This is a genomic window from Shinella sp., from assembly GCF_035998705.1.
Classification (GTDB): Bacteria; Pseudomonadota; Alphaproteobacteria; order Rhizobiales; family Rhizobiaceae; genus Shinella.
In genome coordinates this window covers 40676-64427 of record NZ_DASYHH010000024.1, presented here as the reverse complement: position 1 = coordinate 64427, position 23752 = coordinate 40676, and the positions used below count along the sequence as shown (strand labels likewise).

Below are 23752 nucleotides of genomic sequence, written 5' to 3'. Positions count from 1 at the left end.
ATCAGGGAGGCATGTCATGACGTCCGCATCTGTTCCGCTCGTTTCCATCCGCTCGCTGCACAAGAGTTTCGGCCCGCATATCCAGGTGCTGAAGGGTCTCGATATCGAGATGAAGCCCGGGGAGCGCGTCGTCGTCATCGGCCCCTCCGGCGGCGGCAAGTCGACGTTGCTGCGCGTCATGATGGGGCTTGAGCAGATCGACAGCGGCGCCATCACCTTCGGTGGCAAGCCCTATATTTCATCCGCCGGCACGGATGCGAAGACGCTGATCGACACCGAGGTGCGCCGCTCGATCGGCATGGTGTTCCAGCACTACACGCTGTTCCCGCATCTGAGCGTCATCCAGAACCTCGTGCTCGCACCCTGCAAGGTGCGCGGCGAGAAGAAGGCGAGCGCCACGCAGCGCGCACTCGCCCTGCTGGAGCGCTTCGGCCTCGCGGCCAAGGCGAACGCCTTCCCCGCGCAGCTTTCCGGCGGCCAGAAGCAGCGCGTCGCCATCGCCCGCGCGCTGATGCTCGATCCGAAGCTGATGCTGTTCGACGAGGTCACGTCGGCGCTCGATCCGGAACTCGTCGCGGAAGTCGAGCAGGTCATCCTCCAGCTCGCCCGGCAGGACATGCCGATGATGATCGTCACCCACGACATGTGGTTTGCCAGGAACATCGCCTCGCGCGTGATTTTTTGCGCCGGCGGTGTCGTGGTGGAGGACGGGCCACCCGAGCAGGTGCTGTCGGCGCCGCGCGAGGAGCGCACGCGCGAATTCATCGACCGCGTCTTCCACATCAAGCAGTAGGGGCGGGCCGTGAACTATACGTTCGATTTCAACGCCGTATCGCTTAGGCCCCTGATCGAGGGGCTGGTCGTGACACTGGAGCTGACGATCGCCGCCAATCTCATCGGCGTGATCCTCGGCTTCCCGCTGGCACTGCTCCTGATGAGCCGCGTGGCCGTCATCCGCTGGCCGGCGACGCTCTTCGTCGAGTTCTTCCGCTGCACGCCGGCGATCGTCCAGATCGTCTGGTTCTTCTACTGCGTGCCCATGCTGTTCAACGTCTTCCTCGGCTCGATGACGATGGGCATCCTGGCGCTCGGCCTCAACCTCATGGCCTTCAACGCCGAGGCCTACCGCGCCTCCATCCAGGCGGTGCCGCGCGAGCAGCTCGACGCCGGCATCGCGCTCGGCCTCAATCCCTTCCAGCGCGTGGTCCATATCGTGCTGCCGAACGCGCTGCGCGCCTCCATTCCGGTGCTGCTCACCAACGGCATCGTCATCTTCCAGCAGAGCGCGCTCGTCGCCATCGTCGCCGTGCAGGATCTGATGTACCAGGCGAAGTCGCTGGCCACCGAGACCTACCGGCCGATCGAGACCTTCACCATCGCGGCGCTCATTTACTTCGCCGTGTCGTTTCCCGTCACCCAGGTCGTCGGCTGGCTCGAACGCCGCCGCCAGATCCTGACGAGCTAGGAGAAAGACCATGGCGCTCGATTTCTCCGTCCTACTGCGCTTCCAGGAAGCGCTGGCGCTCGGCCTCTGGACGACGGTCAAGCTGACGCTGATCTGCATGGTGCTCGGCTGCACGCTCGGCTTTTTCGTCGGTCTCGCGCGCACCGCGCCGAGCATCATCCTGCGCGCCATTGCGAGCGTCTATGTCGAATTCTTCCGCGGCACGCCGGTGCTGATCCAGCTGTTCTGGATCTTCTTCTGCCTGCCGCTGATCCTCGGCGTTGAACTTTCCAACCTCGCCTCCGGCGTCATCGCGCTGACGCTCTATATGGGCGCCATCACCAGCGAGACCTTCCGCGCCTCGCTGAAATCCATCGGCCGCGAACAGCGCGACGCCTGCGTCGCGCTCGGCCTGCCGCGCCGGGCGCAGATCGTCAACGTCATCCTGCCGCAGGCGGTGCTGCGCGCCGTTCCCACACTGCTGTCCAACTGCGTCAGCCTGTTCAAGGAAAGCGCGCTCGTCTCGGCCGTCGGCATGGCCGACCTGATGTTCGTCGGCCAGAACATTTCCAACAACACGGCCCGCCCCGTCGAGGTGCTGACCATCGTCGCGCTCATCTATTTCGCCATCGCCTTCCCGCTGACGCGCGCCGTCACGCTCATCGAAGGCCGTATCCTCAAGAAACTCGCCATCTAGGAGAAAGACCATGAAACTGTCCGGCGTCATGCCCGCCCTCGTCACCCCCTTCGATGCCAACGACCGCGTCGACTTCAAGGCCTTCGAAAAACACCTCACCAACCTTCGCGCCGCCGGCGTCACCGGCTGGGTGCCGCTCGGCTCGACCGGCGAATATTTCTCCATGTCGAACGAGGAGCGCGAGGACGTGCTGACATTCGTCAAGGATTTCGCCAACGAGGGTGAGGCGCTGATCGCCGGCACCAATGCGCCCGCCACGCGCGAGGTCATCGAGAACACCTTGCGCGCCAAGGAAATCGGCTACGACACCGTGCTGCTCGCCACCCCCTTCTACACTCGCCCGACGCAGGACGAGCTTCTCGCCCATTACCGCGCGGTGCTCGACGCCGCCGACGTCAACCTGGTGATGTACAATTACCCGCCGAAGGACGGCATCGAGATCGGCTTCGAGCTGATGGATGCGCTGGCCGACGATCCGCGCGTCATAGCCATCAAGGAAAGCTCCGGCGTGCTGCAACGCGCGGTCGATATCCACGCCCGCTACAAGGGCCGCATCGACCTCATCTCCGGCTCGGACGATATCGCGCTCGACTTCATGTTCTGGGGCGCCGATTGCTGGATCTGCGGCCCGGCAAACTGCATGGCCGAGGCCTGCGTCGATCTCGACCGCACCTTCCGCTCCGGCGACCTCGCCGCCGCGCGCGACAAGATGACGGTGCTCTACCGCGCCATGAACATCCTGGAGAGCGGCAAGTTCGTGCAGAAGATCAAGTATGGCTGCGAGCTCCAGGGCACGCCCGTCGGCACCTGCCGCGCGCCGCTCGGCGAACTGACCGCGCAGGAAAAGGCCGATTTCCGCGCGGCCATCGCGCCGATCCTCAACTAGAGCATTTCCAGCCGAAGCGGCACCGCTTCGGCATCGGATAATGCGGCAAAAACAAAACCTAGAGCATTTCCGGTGAACCGGGGTTCACTGGAAATGCTCTACGAGACCGAGCGCAGGAGGAACCCCCGTGTCATCCATCGCCGTCGTCGGCGCCGGCATTATCGGCACGACCATCGCCTATGCCCTCCAGCGTCGCGGCCTCGCCGTGACGCTGGTCGACCGCGACGCGCCGGGCCGGGGCGCTTCCTACGGCAACATGGCAAGCATCGCGGTCACCGAATTCATGCCCGCCTCGCGCCCGGGCGTCTGGGCGCAGATGCCGAAATGGCTGCTCGATCCGGAAGGCCCGGTGCGCATCCGCCCCGCTTATATGCCGAAACTCGTGCCGTGGTTTCTGCGCTTCCTCGCCGCCAGCCGCCCCTCGAAACTGCGCGAGCTGGAGGCGGCCGGCGCCGCCCTCTGCGCTCGTGCTCTTGAAGACCTCAACGCCCTGCTGACGGAAACCGGCCTCACCCACATGCTGAGCGCCGAGGGCTGCCTCAGCCTCTATGCCGACGAGGGAGAATTCCGCGCCGACCGCGCGCATATCGAAATCCTCGAACGTTTCGGCTTCCGCCACGAAATCCTCGGCGGCAACGCCATCCGCGACCTTGAGCCGGCCCTGACGACGAACATCGCCAAGGCCGTGCTCTTCCCCGACAACCGTTCGGTGGCCGACCCCTATAAGTTGGTGGCGGCGCTTGCGGAAAAATTCCAGGCGCTCGGCGGCATCATCGAGACCGGCGAGGTCGTGGGCTTCGAGGAAGGGGAGGACCGCGTCTCGGCGCTCCGGCTTGCCGATGGCCGCCGGCTGACGACGGACCGCGTGGTGCTGGCGGCCGGCGCCTTTACCGGGCGTCTGTCGAAACTGCTCGGCGAGCCGATCCCGCTCGAAACCGAGCGCGGTTATCACACGCAGATCATGGCGCCCGGCATTGCCATGCGCCACTCCATCATCTGGCCCGCCCGCGCCTTCATGGTGACGCCGACGGCCGGCGGCATTCGCGTCGGCGGCACGGTGGAGATGGCCGGCCTCGATGCGCCCCCGGACTACCGCCGCGCCAAAGTGCTGGTGAAGCGGGCGAAGGAGGCCTTGCCGGATCTCAAGGCCGAACAGACGCGCGAATGGATGGGCCACCGCCCGGCGCTGCCCGATACGGTCCCCGTCATCGGCCCTTCGGCGACGCGCAAAAATGTCGTCTACGCCACCGGCCACGGCCATCTCGGCCTCACCTATGCCGCCACGACCGCCCGGCTGATTGCCGATCTCATGACCGGAGCGGCCCCGCCCGTCGCTCTCAAGCCCTACCGCATCGACCGTTTCTGAAAGGACTTTTCATGCGCAGCGAACTCTATATCGACGGCACGTGGAAACCCGCCTCCAACGGCGAAACCTTCGAGGTCATCAATCCGGCGACGGAGGAGGTCATCCACCATATTGCCGCCGCCACCGCCACGGATGTCGACGCCGCCGTCAAGGCCGCCCGCCGCGCCTTCGACACGGGCGGCTGGCCGCAGAAGACGGGCACCGAGCGCGCCAGATACCTGCGCGCCATCGCGAACGGCATCCGCGCCCGGCAGGCCGAGATCGCCCGCCTCGAGGTGCTCGACAACGGCAAACCCTTCCCGGAAGCCGACTGGGACATCGCCGATGCCGCCGGCTGCTTCGATTTCTACGCCGGCCTCGCCGAACAGCTCGACAGCCATCCGGAAGAAACGATCGCGCTTGCCGACGACCGCTTCACCTCCAGGGCGGTCAAGGAACCGATCGGCGTCACCGGCGCCATCATCCCGTGGAACTACCCGCTGCTGATGGCCTCGTGGAAGGTCGCACCGGCGCTTGCCGCCGGCTGCACCGTGGTGCTGAAACCCGCCGAAGTCACCTCGCTCACCGCGCTGGAACTCGCCGCCATCGCCGACGCGGCGGGCCTGCCGCCCGGCGTGCTGAACGTGGTCACCGGCGCGGGCTCCGTTGCCGGACAGGCCATCATCGACCACAAAGGCGTCGACAAGCTCGCCTTCACCGGCTCCGGTCCGGTCGGCTCGAAGATCATGGCCGCCGCCGCGCGCGACATCAAGCGCGTCAGCCTGGAACTCGGCGGCAAGTCGCCCTTCGTGGTCTTCGACGATGCCGATATCGACAAGGCCGTCGAATGGATCCTGTTCGGCATCTTCTGGAACCAGGGGCAGGTCTGCTCGGCCACCTCGCGCGTGCTGGTACAGGCGGGCATCTATGACAAACTGCTGGCCCGGCTGATCGAAGAGACGAACAGGATCACCATCGGCAACGGCCTCGACGAGGGCGTGCTGCTCGGCCCGCTCGTCTCCAAGAAGCAGCACGACCAGGTCATCGCCGCCATCGCGGCGGCACGGGCGGCGGGCGCCACGGTTGCCTGCGGCGGCACGCGGCCAAAAGGGTTCGACAAGGGCTATTATCTCCGCCCGACGATCCTCACCGACGTGCCGCTCGACAGCGCCGCCTGGGTGGAGGAAATCTTCGGCCCGGTCGTCTGCCTGCGCGCCTTCGAGACGGAAGAGGAGGCGATCGCGATTGCCAATGACAGCCGCTTCGGCCTCGCCGCCGCCGTCATGTCGGCGGACGATGCGCGGGCCGAGCGCGTCGCCAAGGCGTTTCGCGCCGGCATCGTCTGGATCAACTGCTCGCAGCCGACGTTCACCGAGGCGCCCTGGGGCGGCTACAAGGAATCCGGCATCGGCCGAGAGCTCGGCCGCTGGGGTCTCGATAACTATCTGGAGGTCAAGCAGATCACCCGCTACGTCAGCGAAGACCCCTGGGGCTGGTACATCAAGTAGGAGCCGGCGCCATGCATTTCGAAAAATCCCTCGACCTGCTGCTCGTGCATTGCCAGGGCGAACTCGGCCATGTCCTCGTCGGCGGTGCGCCGGACATTCCGGGCGCGACCATGCTCGACAAGATGAACCACATCAACACGGTGGACGACAGCCTGCGCCGCTTCGTCACCTTCGAGCCGCGCGCCAATGTCGCCATGTCGGTGAACCTCATCACCGCGCCGACGCGGCCGGATGCGGATTCCGGCTTCATCGTGTTGCAGGCGGACCGGGCGCATCCGATGTCCGGCAGCAATTGCATCTGCGTCGTCACCGCGTTGCTGGAAAGCGGCCGGGTAGCGATGCGGGAGCCGGAGACCCTGGTGCGGCTCGATACGCCCGCCGGGCTGATCGTGGCGCGGGCACGGTGCGAGGGTGGGCGCTGCCTTTCCGTCAGCCTCGACAATGTGCCGAGTTTTGCCGAATTGCTGGACCACGACATCGACACGCCGGCCTGGGGCCGCATCAAGCTCGATATCGCCTTCGGCGGCGTCTATTATGCGCTGGTCGATGTCGGGCAGATCGGCCTGACCATCGCCCCGGAAAACGCCCGCACGCTCGCCGAAGCCGGCATCGCGCTTAAGCAACTGCTTGCCGAGCGTATGAAGGTGCAGCACCCGACGCTGCCTGGCGTGGACGAGATCGCCTATGTCATGTTCCGCGACCGGGAACCGGACGGCGCTGTGCGCACCTGCACCACGCTCCAGCCGGGCCGCGTCGATCGTTCACCCTGCGGCACCGGCAGCTCCGCCAACCTTGCGGTGCTTTTCGCCCGTGGCGAGGTGTCGGTCGGCGATGCGCGGATCTCGCGCTCCATCATCGGCGGCGAATTCCGCGCCGAGGCGATCGGCGAGACCGAGATCGGCGGGCGCCGCGCCGTGCTGCCGCGCATCACCGGGCGCGGTTATGTCTATGGCCGCTCTCAGCTGCGCCTCGACGGGGAGGATCCCTTCGCCACCGGGTTTGCGCTGTCCGATACATGGGGGCCGCAGGTCGGCCTTTTGAAATAGGAGTTTTCATGGACCTGCAGGGGCAGACCATCCTCGTCACCGGCGCCTCTGGCGGCATCGGCGCCGCCATCGTCAAACGCCTCGCGGCGGAGGGTGCGCGGCCGATCATCCATTACGGACGGGACGAGACGGGTGCCGAAACCCTGCTGGCGGAGATCGGCGGCAACGGGTTTGTCGTGCAGGCCGATCTTTCCGCCGCGGATGGTCCGTTCGACCTGTGGGCGAAGGCCGTCGCGGCGGCAGGCCGCATCCATGGCCTCGTCAACAATGCCGGCGTCCGCACGGAAATCTCCATCGAGGCCTCGCCCGAGGACTGGAAGGCGGCGTGGCAGCGGGAGTTCCAGGTCAATCTCTTCGCCGCCGCCGATCTCTGCAAGCAGGCGATCCGGCACTTCAAGGTCGCGGGCGGCGGGCGCATCGTCACCATGGCGAGCCGGGCCGGGCAGCGCGGTTATGCGGCGGATGCCATGCCCTACGGCGCCAGCAAGGCGGCGCTCGTCAACCTCACGAAATCCATCGCCCGCAGTTTTGGCGCCGATGGCGTGACGGCCGTGGCGATCGCGCCGGGCTGGGTGCGCACCGACATGGCGGAGGATTTCATCGCCACCCATGGCAAACAGGCCGCGGTGGCCGATATCCCGATCGGCGAGATGGCATCGCCGCAGGCGGTGGCCGAGCTCGTCGCCTTCGTGCTGCGCCCCTCGCAGGCCTCGCTCAACGGCGCGACGCTCGATGTCAACGGCGGCAGCTATATCCGGTAATCTTGGAGGGTTTTTCATGAAGCGTTTCGACAACAAGGTCGCCGTCGTCACGGGTGCCGGCGGCGGCATCGGCTCGGCCATCGCGCGGCGGCTGGCGGAGGAGGGCGCGCTGGTCGTGGTGACAGATGTCAACCGCGAGGGAGCGGCCACGGTGGCCGGCGAGATCGAAGCCGCCGGCGGCAAGGCGGTGGCGATCGCCGCCGACATCGCGCAGAAGGACGCCTGCTTCGGCCTCGTCGAACAGGCGCTGGGGCTCGCGGACCGGATCGACGTGCTGGTCAACAATGCCGGCATCAACCGGCGCGGCAATCTCCTGTCCCTTTCGGACGAGGACTGGGCCGTGAGTTTTGCCGTCAATCTCGATTCGATGTTCCATCTCTGCCGCGCCGTGCTGCCGCACATGATTGCGGCCGGCGGCGGCGCCATCGTCAACACCGCCTCGCAATGGGGCCTCTATCCGGCACCCAACCACATCGCCTATAACACGACCAAGGCGGCCGTCGCCGCCTTCACGCAGAACCTCGCCCGCGACTACGCGCCGGACAAGGTGCGCGTCAATGCCGTCTGCCCGGGCGAAATCCACACGCCGATGCTGGAGGCGGGCGTCAGGCGTTCCGGCCGCACCATCGCCGATCTCGACAGGCTGGTGCCCTTCGGCCGCATCGGCAAGCCGGAGGAGGTCGCAGCCCTCGTCGCCTTCCTCGCCTCCGACGAAGCCGCGTTCATCTGCGGCTCTCTGGTCGAGATCACCGGGGCCCAGGCCGTCGCTTAATCAGAGGTCGCCGGCCTCCAGCACGTCAATAAGCCGGGCGAGCATGGCGTCGCAGCGGGAAAGCTGTTCGGCGCTGACGAATTCCTCGGGCTTGTGGCCCTGGTCCATGAAGCCGGGGCCGCAGACGGCGGTGGAGATGCCGAGCGTCTCGTGGAACAGCCCGCCCTCCGTGCCGAAGGCGACCTTCAGCGTCGGGTCGTCGTGATCGAGGATGCGGCTTAGCAGGCGCACGGCCGGGGCGTCAGCGGCGGTGGCGAGGCCCGGATAGCCGGAGACCGGCTCGATCTCGATACAGGCCATCGGGAAACGGTTGCGGTAGGGCGCCGCGATGGTTTCGGCGTCGGCCGTTATGCCTTCGAGGATTTTCAACGGGTCGTCCTCGGCAATGTTGCGGATTTCGAAGTCGATCTCGCAGCGGTTCGGCACGATGTTGAGCGCCGTGCCGCCGCGCATCATGCCGGCATGGATAGTGGAATAGGGGATGTCGTAATCGGCGTCGCGCGCGCCCCTGAACGCCAAATCCTCCTGCCGCGCCTGCAGCGCGGTGACGAAGGCGGCGCCGAGATGGAGCGCGTTCAGCGCATTGGGCGCCAGCGCGGAGTGTCCCTCCTGCCCGTGGCAGCAGGCCTTTAGCGCCAGCTTGCCCTTGTGGCCGGTGGCGATGCGCATGCCGGTCGGCTCGCCGACGATGCAGAGTGCCGGCCGCTCCGGCCGCGCCGCCAGCGCCTCGATCAGGCCGCGCACGCCGATGCAGCCGATTTCCTCGTCATAGGACAGCGCCAGATGCAGCGGCACCTTCAGCGGGCGCGACGCGGCAAGGAGGGCGGCTCTCAGTGCCGCGGCAACAAACCCCTTCATATCCGCCGCGCCACGGCCATAGAACCGGCCGTCCCGCTCGACCAGCGTGAACGGATCGCCGCTCCAGTCCTGCCCCTCGACCGGCACGACATCCGTATGCCCCGAAAGCACCACTCCCCCCGATCCCTCAGGCCCGATCGTCGCCCAGAGATTGGCTCGGCTGCCATCCGGATGGGCAAACCGCTCGATGCGTGCACCAGCGGGGGCGAGCAGGGCTTCCACGTAGTCCAGCAGCGCGAGGTTGGAGGTACGCGAAATGGTCGGCTCGGCGATGAGGCGGGCGAGGATTTCCGGGGTGGATGGGATCATGTGGCCGTCGACTTTCATGGTGGGTAGGATAGCATGTCGATCGATCAATGCCCTTGCCGCGGAGTATCGAGGGAGCCCCCCCTCTGCCCTGCCGGGCATCTCCCCCTCAAGGGGGGAGATTGGCAAGATGGAAGGACAATGCTCAACTGCGACGTTGAAGATTGGCGAAACGGTGCTCCATCCAATCTCCCCCCTTGAGGGGGAGATGCCCGGCAGGGCAGAGGGGGGTGCTGCGCCGCATCCGGATCCTCGGACGGCTGATTTGGACGCGCCGTCGCCACCCCCCTCTGTCGGCTTCGCCGACGTCTCCCCCACAAGGGGGGAGATCAGTTGGCGGGTGCCGCAGCGCTTCAACCGCTCAAAGATCCCCCGGCACCCCATAACGCGGCGCTCCGCTCGGGTTCAGCGCGCGCGTCACATAGGCGTCCATCTCGTTGCGCCAGCGTTCCCACAAAGCCGCGCATTCCTCGATCGGGTCGCCCTCCGTCCAGTCGACGCGCAGGTCCGCGACGTTCCACGACACCTTGTCGACCATGACGAGGCCCATGGAATGCACCGGCCCTTCCTCGCCGCCCGCGGCGATGGCCGCGCGCATGGCGGCGATCAGGCGGTCGCCGAGATGGTGTCCGCGGCCGGCCTCGAAGGCCTCGACCATCGCCTGCGGAATGTCTGTCGTCGTCAGCATGTTGCCAGCTGTCACCACATTGGCGCCGCGGGCCGTCGCATGCGTGCCGAGCGTTTTTGCGCCGGAATAGGCGGCGGTGCCTCCCTGGGCATCGATCAGCGCGAGCTGGCGGTATTCGATATGCGGGGCCTCGGCGATCAGCCGTTCCAGCGCGGCCTCGGCGGAGAGCCCGCCGGCCATCAGGTCCAGCCCCTTCGGGCCGAGGCGGGGGTCGGTGATGTTCTGCGTCGAGACGGCGCCGACGCCGGCGCGCACATGGGCGCAGCGTGCCGCGACGCTCGGCGAGGAGGAGGAAACGGCAATGCCGAACATGCCGGTCTCAGTGCAGCGGCCGGAGACGGAAAAGGTCATGCTACCCTCCTCAGCCTTCGTCGGGGATGACGGCGGTCGCTTCGATCTCGACCAGCCATTCCGGCCGGGCGAGCGCGGAGACGACAAGGCCGGTGGAAACCGGGAAGACGCCCTGGAGATACTTGCCCATCTCGGTATAGACGGCCTCACGATAGCGGATATCGATGAGATAGACGACGACGCGGCAGATATGGCTGAGGTCGGAGCCCGCCTCTTCCAGCAGCATCTTGATGTTTTCCATCGCCTTGCGGGCCTGCGCGCCGGCATCGCCGATATGCAGGCTTTCACGCGTATCGAGATCCTGCGCGATCTGCCCACGCACGAAAACCGTCGCACCCTTCGCCACCACCGCCTGGCAGAGGTCGTTGTTCAGCTTCTGCTCCGGATAGGTTTCCTTGGTGTTGAACGGGCGGATGCGGGTGTGCACGGGCATGGTTTTCTCCTTGAGAAACGGATGGAGACGCCCCCGCCGGTCAGGCGGAGGCGTGGAGGTTCGAAAATGGCGATCAGTTCGCCTTGTAGTCCGTCCAGGCGCCGTCGCGCACGGTCTTCAACTCGATTTCGACCGGCGTCTGCGTCTGGCCGTTTTCGTCGAAGGTGATCGTGCCGGTGGCGCCCTCATGCTTGATCTTGCGGATCGCCGCGGAGATCGCCGTCTTGTCCTCGGTGCCCACTTCGTCGATCGCCTGGATCAGCACGTTCGCCGCGTCGAAGGCATATTTGGTATAGGGGCTTGCCGCTTCCGCAAAGCCGCGCGCCGCATAGTCGGCGTCGAGCTTCTTCAGGTTGTCGGTGACGGCGGCGGCCGGATAGGAGACGATGGCCGCCTGCGCCGCGTCGCCCGCAACGGCGATGAATTCCGGGTCGTACATGCCCGACGTGCCGAGCATCGGCTTGTCGAGGCCGACTTCCTTCATCTGCTTGGCGAGGATGCCGGCCTCCGTGATGACGCCGCCGAAATAGATCGCGTCGATGTTCTTGGATTTCAGCGCCGTCAGGATGGTGCGGAAATCCGTCGAGCCGACCGGCAGCAGATCGGTGGAGACGATCTCGCCGCCCGCTTCCGGCACGAAGGTGGTAACCGCATCGGCATTCGCCTTGCCGAAATCGGAGGTGTCGGCGACGATCGCGATGCGCTTGGCGCCGAGCGTCTTGACGGCCCATTCGGAGAGCGGCTTGTTTTCGGTGAGCAGCGTCGGGGTGACGCGCGTCACTTCCGGCAGGTTCTGCTGGGTGATGGCGGGCGAGATGGCGCCCCAGATGACGAGCGGCGTCTGGAAGCGGGCGAAGACCGGCATGGTGGCGAGCGCCACCGGCGAGTTCCAGTGTCCCGTTGCCGCCACCACGTCGGGGTCGTTGACGAGCTTCATCGCGGCCGAAACGCCGGTCTGCGGATCGGACGCATCGTCGAGCACCACGCCCTCGAATTCGTACTTGCCGTCCGCCTTGGCATTCGCCTGTTCGATGGCGAGCAGGAAGCCGTTCTTGGCGCCGAGACCCTGCTGCGCATTGCCGCCGGAAAGCGGACCGAGGAAGCCGAGCTTCACCTTGGCCTTGTCGGCATGCGCGGGGGCCGCGAAGGCGAGCGTCGAAAGCAGGAGCCCCGCAAGGGCTGCGCGGCGGCTGAGTGTGAAATGGGCCATCAAAACCTCTCCATGATGAGCTGCCCGCGCGGGATCGCGCGGATATATATTGTTCCCGTTGGAAGATGCTGATTTCGCTTGGCGAAATGTCTTCCAGCACGTTTCGTGCCGTCGTTCTTTTGGCAGGACCTTAGCGTCGGGCGGGCGGCCTCTTAAAGTCGTTTTTGCTGAGCCTGTGCTTCGGAAAAAGCTATGCCGGATTTGCGTCTTTTCAATTTACCCGCCGGCTTCGTTCTTGCATCCTCCGCCGCAAAATCGGGAACAGTCACCAACCGGGAGAGGCCGCCATGGATAGCCTTCTCGTCCAGTACCTCATGAATTGGATGGTATTGGGCAGCATCTACACTTTGGTCGCGATCGGCTTCAGCCTGCTCTTCGGCCTGCTCAACGTCATCCACTTCTCCCATGGCGACGTCTCCATGGTGGCGCCCTTCGTGGCGCTGGCGGTGCTCCAGGCGCTGCTCGCAGCCCTCGGCGGGCCCGGCGCCATGGTGGTGGCGCTGGTGCTGGCGATTGCCGCCACCGGCCTCGTCGGCATCGGTGCGGACAGGCTGGTGATCCGCCGCTTCCGCCGCTCGCCGGCCATGATGGCGCTGGTGGCGACCGTGGCGCTCGGCACCGTGGTGCGGGAACTGATCCGCGCGATCTATCCGCAGGGCTCGAACCCGAAGGCGTTTCCGGGGATCGTCGAGGGCACGCTCTCTCTGGCTGGCGCCCAGCTGCCGATGCAGCCGGTCCTGATCATCGTCACCTCGGTCGCCGTCGTCGTGCTGATGTATGTGCTGCTGCAAAAGACGCCGATCGGCACCCGCATCCGCGCCGTCGCCGAAGACCGCGAGACTGCGCGCCTGATGGGTATCTTCCCGGAGCGCGTCTTCGCCTTCACCTTCTTCCTCGCCTCCGCCGTGGGTGCGCTCGGCGCGCTGTTCTTCGCCAGCCATGCCGGCGTCGTGCGCTTCGATTTCGGCGTGCAGCTCGGCCTCATCGGCTTTTCGGCGGCGGTCATCGGCGGGCTCGGCTCGATGAGCGGGGCGATCCTCGGGTCGCTCGCCATTGCCGGCATCGAGGCGCTGGTGCAGGCCAACATGACGGACGGCGCCTCCTACCGGCTGGTCTTCGTCTTCCTGCTGGTCATCCTGATGCTCTGCGTGCGCCCCTCGGGGCTGCTCGGCAAAACCGTCGTCGAAAAGGTCTAGCGCATGTCCAGCCCTGCCATCCCCGCGCTGCCGCCGGCCGTCATCGTCGTGCTTGCCGAAATCGTCGGCGCCGCCCTGCTCTGGGCGCTGCTGACGGCGGAGGCGACGCTTCTGGTGCTCGCCCTCTTCGCCATCATGGGCGGCGCCTTCGCGCTCATCCAGGTCCGCCCCGCCCTCGAGGAGACGATCGTCTCCGCCTTCCGCGCCAAGCGCCAGATGGCGACCGTCATCGGCATCGTCATCGTGCTGGCCTACCCGTTCTTCCTCGGCGCCAATACCTATGCGCTGCATCTCGTCATCATCGCGCTGCTCTATTCGGTGCTGGCGCTGGCGCTGAATTTCCAGCTCGGCTCCGCCAATATCCCGAATTTCGCGACCGGCGCCACCTACGGCATCGGCGCCTATACGTCCGCGCTGCTCGCCATCCATTTCGGCCTGTCGCTCTGGGCGACGCTGCCGGCCGCAGCCCTCGTCGCCACCGCCTTCGGCTTCCTGCTCGGCATCCCCTCCATGCGGGCGCGCGACAGCTATCTGGCGCTTGTCACCATCGCCTTCGGCATCGTCATCCACCAGATGCTGAACAATCTCAGCTGGACCGGCGGTCCGAACGGCCTGGTCGGCATCCCGGCCCCCAGCCTCTTCGGCCATTCCTTCATGCAGCCGATCGTCGTCTTCGGCTTGCGGCTGCCCTCGCAGGCGAATTTCTACTATCTCGCCGTCTCGCTGCTCGGCCTTGCCATCCTGTCCGCCAAGCGCCTGCACGAAAGCCGCATCGGGCTTGCCTGGAACGCCATCCGCGCCGATGAGCTGGCGGCGCGCTGCCAGGGCATCAACGTCGCCTGGTACAAGATCCTCGCCTTCGCGGTGGATGCCTTCCTCGCGGCCTTCGCCGGCACGATCTACGCCTTCTACGTCTCCTATATCTCGCCCGACAACTTTACCTTCCTCGTCTCGGTGACGATCATGACCATGGTCATCGTCGGCGGCATGGACAACACGTTCGGGGTGATCGTCGGCGCGTTCCTCTTGACGCTGCTGCCGGAAAAGCTGCGCATCTTCTCCGATTACCGCCTGCTCTTCGTCTCGGTCGTGGTGATCCTGTTCCTGGTGCTGCGGCCCAAGGGCCTCTTCCCGCAGCGCCCGCGCCATTACGGAGCCCATTCATGACAGAGCCGCTGCTTTCGCTGCGTGGCCTCGGCATCCGCTTCGGCGGCCTGGTGGCCGTCGACGACGTCAATTTCGACCTGCCGGCCGCGCATATCACCTGCATCATCGGGCCGAACGGCGCGGGCAAATCCACGCTGTTCAACCTGATCACCGGCATCTACAAGCCGACCGCCGGCACGGTCGCGCTGAACGGCGAGGATATTACCGGCCTTCCCGCCCATCAGGTGGCGGCCAGGGGCATCGCCCGCACCTTCCAGTCCTCCCGCCTCTTCGAGGACCTGCCGATCCTCGACAATGTGATGATCGGCATGCATTCGCGCACCAGGACCGGCGTCTTGACCGCGCTGCTGATGCCCGGTCGCGCCCGCCGCGAACTTGCCGGCTGCGCCGAAGAGGCAGGCCGCATCCTGAAAAGCCTGTCCGACGAGCTTTTCGCCCGCCGCCACGAGCCCGCCGGCATCCTGCCGCAGGCCGACCGGCGGCGGCTGGAGATCGCCCGCGCGCTCGCCTCGAAGCCGAAGCTCATCCTGCTCGACGAGCCCTCCTCCGGCATGGACGACCGCGACACGGCCGACCTGATGGCCGATATCCGCCGCGTCATGGCGGAGAACCCCGGCCTGTCCTTCCTGATCATCGAACATGACATGCGGCTGGTGGCGGAACTGCCGCAGGATGTCGTCGTCATCGATTACGGCAAGAAGATCGCGCACGGCAAATTCGCCGAGGTGCGGCTGCTGCCGCGCGTGCAGCAGGCCTATCTCGGCCAGAAGGCGGTGGAAGATGCTTGAACTGAAGGCCATCAGCACCTCCTACGGGCAGGTCTCCATGCTGCGCGGCGTCTCGCTTTCCGTGCGCAAGGGCGAACTGGTCTGCCTGCTCGGCCCGAATGGCGCCGGCAAGTCGACGACCTTCAAGGCGCTCGCCGGCCTGCTGCCGCTCGATGGCGGTTCGGTTTCGATATTGGGTGCGGACGTCGCCCGCACCGGCACGGAAAATCTCGGGAGCCTCGGCGTCGGCTTCGTGCCGGAAGGGCGAAAGCTGTTTCCCTCGCTCACCGTGCGCGAAAACCTGAAGCTTGGCTACGACGCCTCCAACTGCAAGGCGTCCTTCGGCGAGCGGCTGGAGGTGATCTACGACCTCTTCCCCCGCGTGAAGGAGCGCATCGCCCAGCAGGCGCGCACCATGTCGGGCGGCGAGCAGGCCATGGTGGCGCTCGCCCGCGCGCTGATCGGCGATCCGGAACTGCTGGTGATGGACGAGCCCTCGCTCGGCCTGTCGCCGAAGCTGATCGACGAATATTTCGAGACGGTGGCGCGCATCCATGCCGAGGGCAGGACGGTGCTGCTGATCGAGCAGAATGCGGAGAAGGCGCTGTCGATTTCGGACCGCGGTTATCTGCTGGTGCGGGGGCAGATCGCGGTCGAGGGGTCGCGCGAGCAGATGCTGGCGGACGATACGATCAAGCATATGTATTTGTGAGAGGCGGGGTGAAGGCACCCCCCTCTGGCCTGCCGGCCATCTCCCCCTCAAGGGGGGAGATTGGATGGAGCACCGTTTCGCCCATCTTCGACGGAGCAGTTTGAGCGAGGTTGCCGCTTCTTGCCGATCTCCCCCCTTGAGGGGGAGATGGCCGGCAGGCCAGAGGGGGGTGTTCGCGCATTCGGTTCCCATGCGATTGCCCTCCCAAAACGGGAGGGCAAAAACCAAATCCCCTTACTGCAAAAGCTGCGTCCAGACCCGCGTCACCAGATCCTGCGCCGCCGCCGAGCAGGTGCGGGAGAACGTGATCGGCACTTCGGGATAGAGCTCCGGCGCCTTGTCCTTGGTGTAGACGATCTTGTCCTGGATGACCTTCATCGGCGAGGAATGGGCGTAAAAATTCATCTGCTCGGTGGCGTTTTCCGTGGTCGACATGAACTCGATGAACTTGATCGCATTGTCGCGGTTCGGCGCGCCCTTGGGGATGACCAGGCTGTCCATCCAGCCGACGAGGCCTTCCTTGGTCATGGCGAGGCTGACCGGGGAACCGGCGACGCGGGCGCGCAGCGAATCGCCGTCCCACCAGAAATGCGCCGACACTTCGCCGGAGGACAGGCGGCTTGCAATGTTGTCGGAAGAATAGACGGCGACCGACGGCTTCTGCGCCATCAGCAGGTCCAGCACCTTCTTCATCTCCGCCTGGTCTTCCGAGCAGAAGGGCACGCCGAGATAGAGCTGGGCGGCGCCGATGATCTCGTCGGGATAGGAGAGCATGGCGATCTTGCCCTTCAGCTCGCCGTCCGGCTCGAAGAAGTATTTGAAGCTGTCGGTCGGGCCCTTGTACTGCGCGGTGTTCACCACGAAGCCGGCGGTGCCATAGGCGAGCGGGATCGAATATTCCTGTTTCTCGTCCCACCATTGATTGCGCCACTTCTCCTCGACATTCTCGAAGGCCTTCAGCGTGTTGGCCTCGAAATTCTCGATGATGCCCTCATCGATCATCACGCGCAAAAAGTGCTGCGAGGGGGTGGCGATGTCGTAGCCGGAAGAACCGGCCTGCAGCTTGGTCAGCAGGTCCTCGTTGGAGGTGAAGCTGTCGACATTGACCTTCACGTCGTTCTCCTTGGAGAACTTTTCGATGAGAGCCGGGGAGATGGATTCGGCCCAGGCGTAGATGTTGAGCTGGCCTTCCGCCTGCGCGGCGGTGGCGAAGCACAGGGCGAGGGCGGTGGCTGCTAGGTATTTTTTCATGGTTGTTCCTCTCTTTTTGATTGTGGTTCAGGCAGTCTCTCGGGCGCCCCGCGCCGCGACCAGCAGGGCGACGGTGGCGAGGATGAGCGACGCCAGGATCAGCAGCGTCGCGATGGCGTTCAGCTCCGGCGAGGTGCCGGCGCGGATCAGCGAGAAGATGTAGACGGGCAGGGTCGTCGAGCCGCCGGTCGACAGCAGGTTCGAGGTGATGAAATCGTCCATCGAGATCAGGAAGGCAAGCATCGCGCCGGAAAAGACGCCCGGGAAGATCAGCGGCAGCGTGACGCGGCGAAAGGTCGTCCAGCGGTCGGCGTAGAGGTCGGCGCTCGCTTCTTCGAGATCCAGCGACATGCCTTGCAGGCGGGCGCGGATCGGCAGGAAGGCGAAGGGCGTGCAGAAGGCGGAATGCGCGATGGTGAGCCGCAGCATGCCGTTCTGCACGTCGATCAGCGAGAAGAGAATGAGGGTCGCGACGGCCAGCACGATTTCCGGCAGGAGCAGCGGCAGGTTGACCACGGTTTCGGAGAGTTTGCGGAAGCGCACGTTCTTGCCACGGATGATGGCGAGTGCGGCGGACAGCGCGATCAGCGTCGAGACGGTCGTCGCGATGGCGGCGACGAGCAGCGAGGTTTCGAGCGCGTTCATCAGCGCGGCATTGTTGAGCGCGGAGGCGTACCATTGCGTCGAAAAACCCGTCCAGACGCCGGCGACCCGGTTGGCGTTGAAGGAATAGACGACGATGACGGCGAGCGGGGCGTAGAGATAGACGAAGAAGAGGGCAGTGAGCGGGCCGAGGCCGGGATAGCGCTTGACGTCGTGGTGCGCGCTCATGCGGCGGCCTCCCTGCGGGCGGCGCGCAGTGCCGTGAAGACCAGGAAGAGCATGACGAGCGCCATCAAGGCCATCGCGATGGCCGCGCCAAAAGGCCAGTTGCGGCCGCCGCCGAATTGCAGCTGGATCAGCGTGCCCATCATCATCTGCTTGCCGCCGCCCATCAGCGAGGGCTCCAGCACCGCGCCGAGCGAGGGCACGAAGACGAGGATGGCGCCGGCGACGATGCCCGGCGCGGTCAGCGGCAGGATGACCCGGCGCAGCGTCACCCAGCGGTTGCCGTAGAGATCGTGCGAGGCCTCGATCAGCGTGCCGTCGAGCTTTTCGATGGAGGCGAAGACCGGCAGCACCATCAGCGGCATATAGGTGTAGACCATGGCCGTCAGCGTCGCGCCGTCGTTGAACATGAAGCTCATGCCGGCGGGGAAGCCTAGAAATTCCAGAAGGTTCGGCAGCGTGCCGTCCTTGCCGAGAATGATCATCCAGGCGTAGACGCGGAGAATCATCGAGACCCAGAAGGGCAGTGTCACGAGATAGACGAGGATGGCCTTCAGGCCCGGCGGCTGGCGGGAGATGAAATAGGCGACCGGCACGGCGAAGGCGAGGCAGATCAGCGTCGTGGCGCCCGCAAGCAGGAAGGTGCGCGCGATGATCAGCAGGTATTGCGGGGTGAATTCCAGCTCGCCCGTCCAGCCTTCGTTCCACAGGATCTGGCGGTAGCCGGCGAGGTTGAAGTCCCAGGCGAAACCGCCGTGCGCACCGCGCGTGGCGACGGAGACGGCGGCGATGATGGCGATCGGCAGGATCAGCGCGAAGCCCATCAAGAGCCAGGACGGCAGAAGGCCCCAGAAGGGGAGGTAATGCCAGAAACGGGCGCGGGGGGCGCTGTCCGGCTCAGTGGGGGCGTGGAGGGCGGTGTCGGTCATGCCGCCAGCACCCGGGCCGAACTCGCAACAAAGCCGATGGGCACGGTGGCGCCGAGCGGGATCGTGTCGCCTTCGCGGGACGCATTGCGGCGCGAGGCGCGCAGCTCGGTTCCCAAAACGTCGAGCGTGTAATGGGTGTAGCCGCCCATATAGTTCTTGTTGGTGATGCGGCCCTCGAAAGTGATGCCCTGGGCCTGGTCGCCAAGGTTGATCTTTTCCGGCCGAACGGAGAGCGTCGCGCGGCCCTTGGCGGGATGGCCGGGCGCCGGCACGGTGATCGCCAGGCCGAAGGGGGTTCGTATGGTCGCCTGGCCGGCGGCACTTTCCAGCACCTCGACATCGAGGAAATTGGTCTCGCCGACGAAATCGGCGACGAAGCGGTTGACCGGCTCCTCGTAGATTTCCGTCGGCGTGCCGATCTGCTGCACCGCGCCGCCGCCGAGCACGGCGATGCGGTCGGACATGTCGAGCGCCTCTTCCTGGTCGTGCGTGACGAAGACGAAGGTGATGCCGGTGTCGCGTTGCAGGGTGCGCAATTCGTCGCGCATCGCCTGGCGGAGTTTCAGGTCGAGGGCGGAGAGCGGCTCGTCGAGCAGCAGCACCTCCGGCTCGGGCGCCAGCGCGCGGGCAAGCGCGATGCGCTGGCGCTGGCCGCCGGAAAGCTGGGCGGGCTTGCGCGTCGCCATCGCCGACATGTGCACGCGCTCCAGCATTTCGCCGACGCGGGCCTTGATGCGCGCCTTCTCCCAGCCGAGGTTTTCGAGCCCGTAGGCGACGTTCTGCTCCAGCGTCATGTGCGGGAAAAGCGCGTAGCTCTGGAACACCGTGTTGACGCGGCGCCTGTGCGGCGGGATGTCGAGGACCTCGCGGCCATTGAGCAGGATCGAGCCGCTGTTCGGGCTTTCGAAGCCGGCCAGCATGCGCAGAAGCGTGGTCTTGCCGCAGCCGGAGGGGCCCAGCATCGTGAAGAACTCGTTGCCGCCAATATCGAAGCTGACGGAATTCAGCGCCTGATAGGTCCCGAAGCTTTTCGAGACCGATTTCACTTCGATGGCCTTGCTCATGACTCGTTCCTCACGCCGGTTCGAGTTGGGTGACTTCCCGGCGGAAGGGCAGTGCATCGCCGATGTCGGGCGTGTCAAGCTCCCGCGCATACCGATGGCCGGCATAGGTTGCCCAGGCGATGGGCGCGGGTGCCGAGGCATCGCCGATGATCTTGACGCTCTTGATGCCGGCATCCGCCCATTCGCCTTGGCGCGCAAGGAGGTCATTGTAGAGCGCATCTTCCGAAAGCCGTGAGGCGACCATGAGGACGGCGTCACAGGCGATGGCGCTGCGGCGGCCGGTATAGGTGCAGTTCGTCTCGACCTCGCCGGCGCGGATGGCGGTGACGCCGCGGTTGAGGCGGATGTCGACGCCGAGATCGTCGAGGCGCACATGGATCGCGCCCTGTTCCAGCGTGTTGCGCGTCCAGTCGGAAACGTAGGCGGAGGGCGTGACGAGGATGACCTTCGCGCCGGCCTTGGCCATCACCTCGGCCATGACGCCGCCCATGTAATAGTGGTCGTCATCATAGACCACGACGGTCTTGCCGGCGAGGTTTTCCGGGTGTTTCTTGCCCATGATGTCGTCCGGCGTCCAGATCGTCATCGCGGCATCGATCGGCATGGGCACGACGTGCTGGCGGGCGACGCCGTCACGGCGCCAGTGCGAGCCGGTGGCGATGGCGACATGCTCGAAGCCGAAGGCGAGCACATCCTCGGCGGTGAGCCGGCTGTCGAAATAGGTTTCCACATTGGTGCGCCGGCTGATCTGGTACTGGCGGTAATCGACGACACGGCCCCAGGCGGAGAGGCCGGGCAGCAGGCGCTCGCGGGCAACGCGGCCCCCTAGCGTCGTGGTGGCTTCGGCGAGCGTCACGTCGTAACCGCGCAGTGCCAGCGCGCGCGTGGCCTCCAGCCCGGCGGGGCCGGCGCCGACGACGAGCACGGTCCGGCTGTCGCCCTTCTCGTTCATGCGTTCCGGGTGCCAGCCCTTGCGCCATTCCTCCATGAAGGTCGGGTTCTGCGTGCAGCGGCTGATCGACATGGTCATGTCGCCGGTGATGCACATGTTGCAGCCGATGCACTCGCGAATATCCTCGATGCGGCCTTCCTCGATCTTCTTCGGCAGGAAAGGATCGGCGATAGAGGGCCGGGCGCAACCGATGAAATCCAGAATGCCCTGGCGGATCATGCGTGCCATCACATCCGGCGAGGTAAAGCGCCCGACGCCGACGACGGGGCGCGAGGAGAGTTCGCGAATGCCCTTGACCAGGATTTCCTGCGCGCCCTCCTCCTTGAAGCGCGAGGGGCCGGAACAGTCCTCCCAGGCGCCGTGCGCCAGGTCCCAGAGGTCCGGCAGGTCGGCGTTCATCTCGACGAAGTCGCGCACTTCGGCATTGGAGAAGCCGAGTTCGCCGATCGTCTCGTCGAGGCTGACGCGCATGGTGATCGCGGTCGTGTCGCCGACGGCATCGCGGATATCGGCGACCACCTCGCGGGCGAAGCGCGAGCGGTTTTCAAGGCTGCCGCCGTATTCGTCGGTGCGCTGGTTGGTGGCGCGCGACAGGAAATGCTGGAAGATGCCGAAGCCGTGCGCGCCGTAAAGACAGATCAGGTCGAAACCGGCGATCTTCGAGCGTTTCGCCGCGTTGACGAACCAGCGGCGCAGGTCGCGGATATCGGTGCGGTCGAGCGCGCGGGCCTGCACGGGATCGTTGGTGAAGGTTCGGATCGGCAGCGCGGAGGGGGCGAGCGGCACTTCCTTGGTGTAGAAATTCGGGCCGTTGATGCCGGAATAGGCGAGCTGGATGCCGGCGAGCGCGCCGTGCACCTTCATCGCGTCGGACATGCGGCGCAGGCCGGGAATGTCCTTGTCCTCCCACAGGCGCAGCTCGATGAAGGGCGTGATTTCCGAGGTGTGGTGCATCTCGGTCTGCTCGGTGAAGATGACGCCCCAGCCGCCCTCCGACTTGATGCCGCGCATGGCGGCCGCAGCCGACGGATCGCGGTAGCCGCCGCCGTTGCAATGCGGCACCTGGTAGAACCGGTTCTTCGCGACGTGCGGGCCGATCGCCACGGGTTCGAACAGGATATCGTATCTGGCGTCGCGCATGGCAGTCCTCGGGATTTTACAGGGCCTATTGGATTGGGCGAAGGGGTCTTGGTAAATGACGCGTTCCGGAAACAGGGATTAGGTTCAGGCTAATCAAGGTCTTTCGTGTATGGAGACCAAATTTCAATCCTGGCGCGAAAGAAGGCACGAGCGAAAACGACCGAAAAATTCTTTCGTCTTTTCAAGTCGTTGCAGCAAGGCGGATGCCGGTTCCCGATCGCGTCTTACGACGCTTCCGGGAACCGCCGCCCCTCATGCTGAAGCCGTAGGCAGGGCCGTGCCGCGAGGCGGGCAGATGCCTGGTATTTGACCCACACAGTTTTGATCGCGCAATACTTGTCAAAGCTGTGGAGCGAGCGGTCGTGGTCATGCACTGCCTTTCTGTTCCGGGCTGTCGCCGACGGAAACCGGCAGGTCCATGCCCATGCCCAGGACTTTTTCGCCGCAGAAATCGATGAAGCGCCGCACCGTCAGCGGCGGGCTTGCACCGCGCATGGCGATGATGCCCATGCGCATGGGCCGCAGGTTGCCGTTGAGCGAGACGAAGGAGAGTTTGCCGCCATCCAGCGCATAGGTGGAGACCGGCCTGATATTGGCGATGGAATAGCCGAAGCGGTTGGCGACCATCGCCCGCATGACCGACATGTCGCGCGTGCGCTCGACGATATGCGGCGTCAGCCCCGCCTCGCGGAAGAGCGAGAGGAAATAGGCGGAGCTATAGGGCAGGTCGAGCAGGATCATCGGGTGCGGCGCCAGATCCTCCACCGTCACGTCGCTGCGGCCCGCCAGCGGATGCTCGTCGTGCAGCACGGCATAGGGCGGCAGCACCGCGAGTTCGTGGAACTCCATGTCGGCGGGAATGTCGAGATCGTAGGAGAGCGCGATATCGAAGCGCGCCATGCGCAGGCCTTCGAGGATGCGGGCATGGTCGCGCTCGTACTGGAAGAAATCGACATCCGGATAGGTATCGGAAAAGGCGCGGCGCAGCGACGGGATGACCGCCTGGGCGAAGGTGACGAGGCAGGCGACATGCAGCGGCCCACGGATCTGCCCGGTCAACTCGTTGGAAAGCGCGTTGAGTTTCGCCGCCTCACCGAGAATCTGGCGGGCCTGGTCGACGAAGGTGCGCCCGGCCTGCGTCAGCGACAGGCCATGCGCATGGCGGCGCACGAAGAGCGTGATGCCGAATTCCCGCTCCAGCTGGGAGATCGCGGCGGAGACGGAGGGTGCCGACACGTTCACCCGCTCGGCGGCTTCCGTGACCGAGCCGTACTCCCCGACCGCGACGAGATATTCCAATTGCCGAAGCGTGAAGCGCAAGACCATGTCTGTATCCTTGTTGAGCCGCCAATTAAGGAACAGATTCATGCGCGGGGAAAGGGCGGCATCGCTGCCGGAGGCGACAAAGGCAGGCGCTTTGCATGGGTCAGGGTTGCGGATC

General features: G+C 65.7%; 23 protein-coding genes. 13 read left to right on the top strand and 10 right to left on the bottom strand.

Annotated features, from left to right (window positions below; all coding sequences use genetic code 11):
- The first annotated feature begins 16 nt into the window (after positions 1-16).
- The 9 genes from VGN93_RS21050 to VGN93_RS21010 all read left to right on the top strand — a co-directional run bounded on the left by VGN93_RS21050 (position 17) and on the right by VGN93_RS21010 (position 8459).
- On the top strand, positions 17-793 hold the full coding sequence (locus tag VGN93_RS21050; protein WP_327508991.1) for an amino acid ABC transporter ATP-binding protein: 777 nt from the start codon (positions 17-19) through the stop codon (positions 791-793).
- Between the two features lie 9 nt (positions 794-802).
- The gene (locus tag VGN93_RS21045; protein ID WP_319316089.1) at positions 803-1465 is read left to right on the top strand and encodes an amino acid ABC transporter permease; all 663 of its coding nucleotides are present in this window, start codon (positions 803-805) and stop codon (positions 1463-1465) included.
- A 10-nt stretch (positions 1466-1475) separates the two neighbouring features.
- Positions 1476-2141 carry an amino acid ABC transporter permease gene (locus VGN93_RS21040; protein ID WP_327508990.1) on the top strand — a complete coding sequence of 222 codons (666 nt, stop codon included), beginning with the start codon at positions 1476-1478 and terminating at the stop codon, positions 2139-2141.
- Positions 2142-2151: 10 nt separating this feature from the next.
- The gene (locus tag VGN93_RS21035) at positions 2152-3027 is read left to right on the top strand and encodes a dihydrodipicolinate synthase family protein (protein WP_327508989.1); all 876 of its coding nucleotides are present in this window, start codon (positions 2152-2154) and stop codon (positions 3025-3027) included.
- Positions 3028-3154: 127 nt separating this feature from the next.
- Entirely contained in the window at positions 3155-4393 is a 1239-nt protein-coding gene (locus VGN93_RS21030) for an FAD-binding oxidoreductase (RefSeq protein WP_327508988.1), read from the top strand.
- An 11-nt stretch (positions 4394-4404) separates the two neighbouring features.
- Positions 4405-5880, top strand: coding sequence for an aldehyde dehydrogenase family protein (locus tag VGN93_RS21025; protein WP_327508987.1), 1476 nt, complete (start codon positions 4405-4407; stop codon positions 5878-5880).
- A gap of 11 nt (positions 5881-5891) precedes the next feature.
- On the top strand, positions 5892-6926 hold the full coding sequence (locus VGN93_RS21020) for a proline racemase family protein (RefSeq protein WP_327508986.1): 1035 nt from the start codon (positions 5892-5894) through the stop codon (positions 6924-6926).
- Positions 6927-6934: 8 nt separating this feature from the next.
- A complete protein-coding gene (locus VGN93_RS21015; protein WP_327508985.1) occupies positions 6935-7687 on the top strand; it encodes an SDR family oxidoreductase in 753 nt (250 codons plus the stop codon).
- A gap of 16 nt (positions 7688-7703) precedes the next feature.
- Positions 7704-8459: an SDR family NAD(P)-dependent oxidoreductase gene (locus VGN93_RS21010; protein WP_327508984.1), complete on the top strand. Its 756-nt coding sequence runs from the start codon at positions 7704-7706 to the stop codon at positions 8457-8459.
- Here VGN93_RS21010 and argE read toward each other — a convergent pair whose 3' ends face one another.
- The 4 genes from argE to VGN93_RS20990 form a co-directional block, all read right to left on the bottom strand.
- A complete protein-coding gene (argE, locus tag VGN93_RS21005) occupies positions 8460-9626 on the bottom strand; it encodes an acetylornithine deacetylase (protein WP_327508983.1) in 1167 nt (388 codons plus the stop codon).
- A 358-nt stretch (positions 9627-9984) separates the two neighbouring features.
- A complete protein-coding gene (locus tag VGN93_RS21000) occupies positions 9985-10662 on the bottom strand; it encodes a DUF1028 domain-containing protein (protein WP_327508982.1) in 678 nt (225 codons plus the stop codon).
- A gap of 10 nt (positions 10663-10672) precedes the next feature.
- Entirely contained in the window at positions 10673-11095 is a 423-nt protein-coding gene (locus VGN93_RS20995) for a RidA family protein (protein ID WP_319316115.1), read from the bottom strand.
- A gap of 73 nt (positions 11096-11168) precedes the next feature.
- Positions 11169-12305, bottom strand: a complete 1137-nt coding sequence (locus tag VGN93_RS20990) for a branched-chain amino acid ABC transporter substrate-binding protein (RefSeq protein WP_327508981.1) — start codon at positions 12303-12305, stop codon at positions 11169-11171.
- Positions 12306-12592: 287 nt separating this feature from the next.
- On the opposite strand from VGN93_RS20990, the gene VGN93_RS20985 reads away from it, so the two are divergent.
- From VGN93_RS20985 to VGN93_RS20970, 4 genes are read left to right on the top strand one after another with little or no spacing between them, the layout of a single operon-like run.
- Entirely contained in the window at positions 12593-13501 is a 909-nt protein-coding gene (locus VGN93_RS20985) for a branched-chain amino acid ABC transporter permease (RefSeq protein WP_319316121.1), read from the top strand.
- A gap of 3 nt (positions 13502-13504) precedes the next feature.
- Complete coding sequence (locus VGN93_RS20980; protein ID WP_327508980.1) at positions 13505-14668, top strand: branched-chain amino acid ABC transporter permease; 1164 nt, start codon at positions 13505-13507, stop codon at positions 14666-14668.
- Positions 14665-15456 (top strand): ABC transporter ATP-binding protein, encoded by a 792-nt coding sequence (locus tag VGN93_RS20975; RefSeq protein ID WP_327508979.1) that lies wholly within the window; start codon positions 14665-14667, stop codon positions 15454-15456. Before VGN93_RS20980 ends, VGN93_RS20975 begins: the two co-directional genes overlap by 4 nt.
- Positions 15449-16147 (top strand): ABC transporter ATP-binding protein, encoded by a 699-nt coding sequence (locus tag VGN93_RS20970; protein ID WP_327508978.1) that lies wholly within the window; start codon positions 15449-15451, stop codon positions 16145-16147. Before VGN93_RS20975 ends, VGN93_RS20970 begins: the two co-directional genes overlap by 8 nt.
- A gap of 234 nt (positions 16148-16381) precedes the next feature.
- On the opposite strand, the gene VGN93_RS20965 is transcribed toward VGN93_RS20970, so the two are convergent.
- From VGN93_RS20965 to VGN93_RS20940, 6 genes are all read right to left on the bottom strand, one after another.
- Positions 16382-17398, bottom strand: a complete 1017-nt coding sequence (locus VGN93_RS20965) for an extracellular solute-binding protein (RefSeq protein ID WP_327508977.1) — start codon at positions 17396-17398, stop codon at positions 16382-16384.
- 27 nt (positions 17399-17425) lie between these two features.
- A complete protein-coding gene (locus tag VGN93_RS20960) occupies positions 17426-18229 on the bottom strand; it encodes an ABC transporter permease (RefSeq protein WP_327508976.1) in 804 nt (267 codons plus the stop codon).
- Positions 18226-19155: an ABC transporter permease gene (locus tag VGN93_RS20955; protein WP_327508975.1), complete on the bottom strand. Its 930-nt coding sequence runs from the start codon at positions 19153-19155 to the stop codon at positions 18226-18228. Before VGN93_RS20955 ends, VGN93_RS20960 begins: the two co-directional genes overlap by 4 nt.
- Positions 19152-20219 carry an ABC transporter ATP-binding protein gene (locus VGN93_RS20950; RefSeq protein WP_327508974.1) on the bottom strand — a complete coding sequence of 356 codons (1068 nt, stop codon included), beginning with the start codon at positions 20217-20219 and terminating at the stop codon, positions 19152-19154. The genes VGN93_RS20955 and VGN93_RS20950 overlap by 4 nt, the downstream gene beginning before the upstream one ends.
- 10 nt (positions 20220-20229) lie before the next feature.
- Positions 20230-22311: an FAD-dependent oxidoreductase gene (locus VGN93_RS20945; RefSeq protein ID WP_327508973.1), complete on the bottom strand. Its 2082-nt coding sequence runs from the start codon at positions 22309-22311 to the stop codon at positions 20230-20232.
- A 366-nt stretch (positions 22312-22677) separates the two neighbouring features.
- Positions 22678-23637 carry a LysR family transcriptional regulator gene (locus VGN93_RS20940; protein WP_319316148.1) on the bottom strand — a complete coding sequence of 320 codons (960 nt, stop codon included), beginning with the start codon at positions 23635-23637 and terminating at the stop codon, positions 22678-22680.
- Positions 23638-23752: the final 115 nt, after the last annotated feature.

What these genes read in the sequence shown, in the direction of transcription:
- VGN93_RS20940 (WP_319316148.1), bottom strand. Translation starts at nt 23,637, where the DNA reads ATGGTCTTGCGCTTCACGCTTCGGCAATTGGAATATCTCGTCGCGGTC.
- VGN93_RS21020 (WP_327508986.1), top strand. Translation starts at nt 5,892, where the DNA reads ATGCATTTCGAAAAATCCCTCGACCTGCTGCTCGTGCATTGCCAGGGC.
- VGN93_RS21050 (WP_327508991.1), top strand. Translation starts at nt 17, where the DNA reads ATGACGTCCGCATCTGTTCCGCTCGTTTCCATCCGCTCGCTGCACAAG.
- VGN93_RS20975 (WP_327508979.1), top strand. Translation starts at nt 14,665, where the DNA reads ATGACAGAGCCGCTGCTTTCGCTGCGTGGCCTCGGCATCCGCTTCGGC.
- VGN93_RS20965 (WP_327508977.1), bottom strand. Translation starts at nt 17,398, where the DNA reads ATGAAAAAATACCTAGCAGCCACCGCCCTCGCCCTGTGCTTCGCCACC.
- VGN93_RS21040 (WP_327508990.1), top strand. Translation starts at nt 1,476, where the DNA reads ATGGCGCTCGATTTCTCCGTCCTACTGCGCTTCCAGGAAGCGCTGGCG.
- VGN93_RS20980 (WP_327508980.1), top strand. Translation starts at nt 13,505, where the DNA reads ATGTCCAGCCCTGCCATCCCCGCGCTGCCGCCGGCCGTCATCGTCGTG.
- VGN93_RS20960 (WP_327508976.1), bottom strand. Translation starts at nt 18,229, where the DNA reads ATGAGCGCGCACCACGACGTCAAGCGCTATCCCGGCCTCGGCCCGCTC.
- VGN93_RS20990 (WP_327508981.1), bottom strand. Translation starts at nt 12,305, where the DNA reads ATGGCCCATTTCACACTCAGCCGCCGCGCAGCCCTTGCGGGGCTCCTG.
- VGN93_RS20995 (WP_319316115.1), bottom strand. Translation starts at nt 11,095, where the DNA reads ATGCCCGTGCACACCCGCATCCGCCCGTTCAACACCAAGGAAACCTAT.
- VGN93_RS20970 (WP_327508978.1), top strand. Translation starts at nt 15,449, where the DNA reads ATGCTTGAACTGAAGGCCATCAGCACCTCCTACGGGCAGGTCTCCATG.
- VGN93_RS20950 (WP_327508974.1), bottom strand. Translation starts at nt 20,219, where the DNA reads ATGAGCAAGGCCATCGAAGTGAAATCGGTCTCGAAAAGCTTCGGGACC.
- VGN93_RS21035 (WP_327508989.1), top strand. Translation starts at nt 2,152, where the DNA reads ATGAAACTGTCCGGCGTCATGCCCGCCCTCGTCACCCCCTTCGATGCC.
- VGN93_RS20945 (WP_327508973.1), bottom strand. Translation starts at nt 22,311, where the DNA reads ATGCGCGACGCCAGATACGATATCCTGTTCGAACCCGTGGCGATCGGC.
- VGN93_RS20955 (WP_327508975.1), bottom strand. Translation starts at nt 19,155, where the DNA reads ATGACCGACACCGCCCTCCACGCCCCCACTGAGCCGGACAGCGCCCCC.
- VGN93_RS21010 (WP_327508984.1), top strand. Translation starts at nt 7,704, where the DNA reads ATGAAGCGTTTCGACAACAAGGTCGCCGTCGTCACGGGTGCCGGCGGC.
- VGN93_RS21025 (WP_327508987.1), top strand. Translation starts at nt 4,405, where the DNA reads ATGCGCAGCGAACTCTATATCGACGGCACGTGGAAACCCGCCTCCAAC.
- VGN93_RS20985 (WP_319316121.1), top strand. Translation starts at nt 12,593, where the DNA reads ATGGATAGCCTTCTCGTCCAGTACCTCATGAATTGGATGGTATTGGGC.
- argE (WP_327508983.1), bottom strand. Translation starts at nt 9,626, where the DNA reads ATGATCCCATCCACCCCGGAAATCCTCGCCCGCCTCATCGCCGAGCCG.
- VGN93_RS21000 (WP_327508982.1), bottom strand. Translation starts at nt 10,662, where the DNA reads ATGACCTTTTCCGTCTCCGGCCGCTGCACTGAGACCGGCATGTTCGGC.
- VGN93_RS21015 (WP_327508985.1), top strand. Translation starts at nt 6,935, where the DNA reads ATGGACCTGCAGGGGCAGACCATCCTCGTCACCGGCGCCTCTGGCGGC.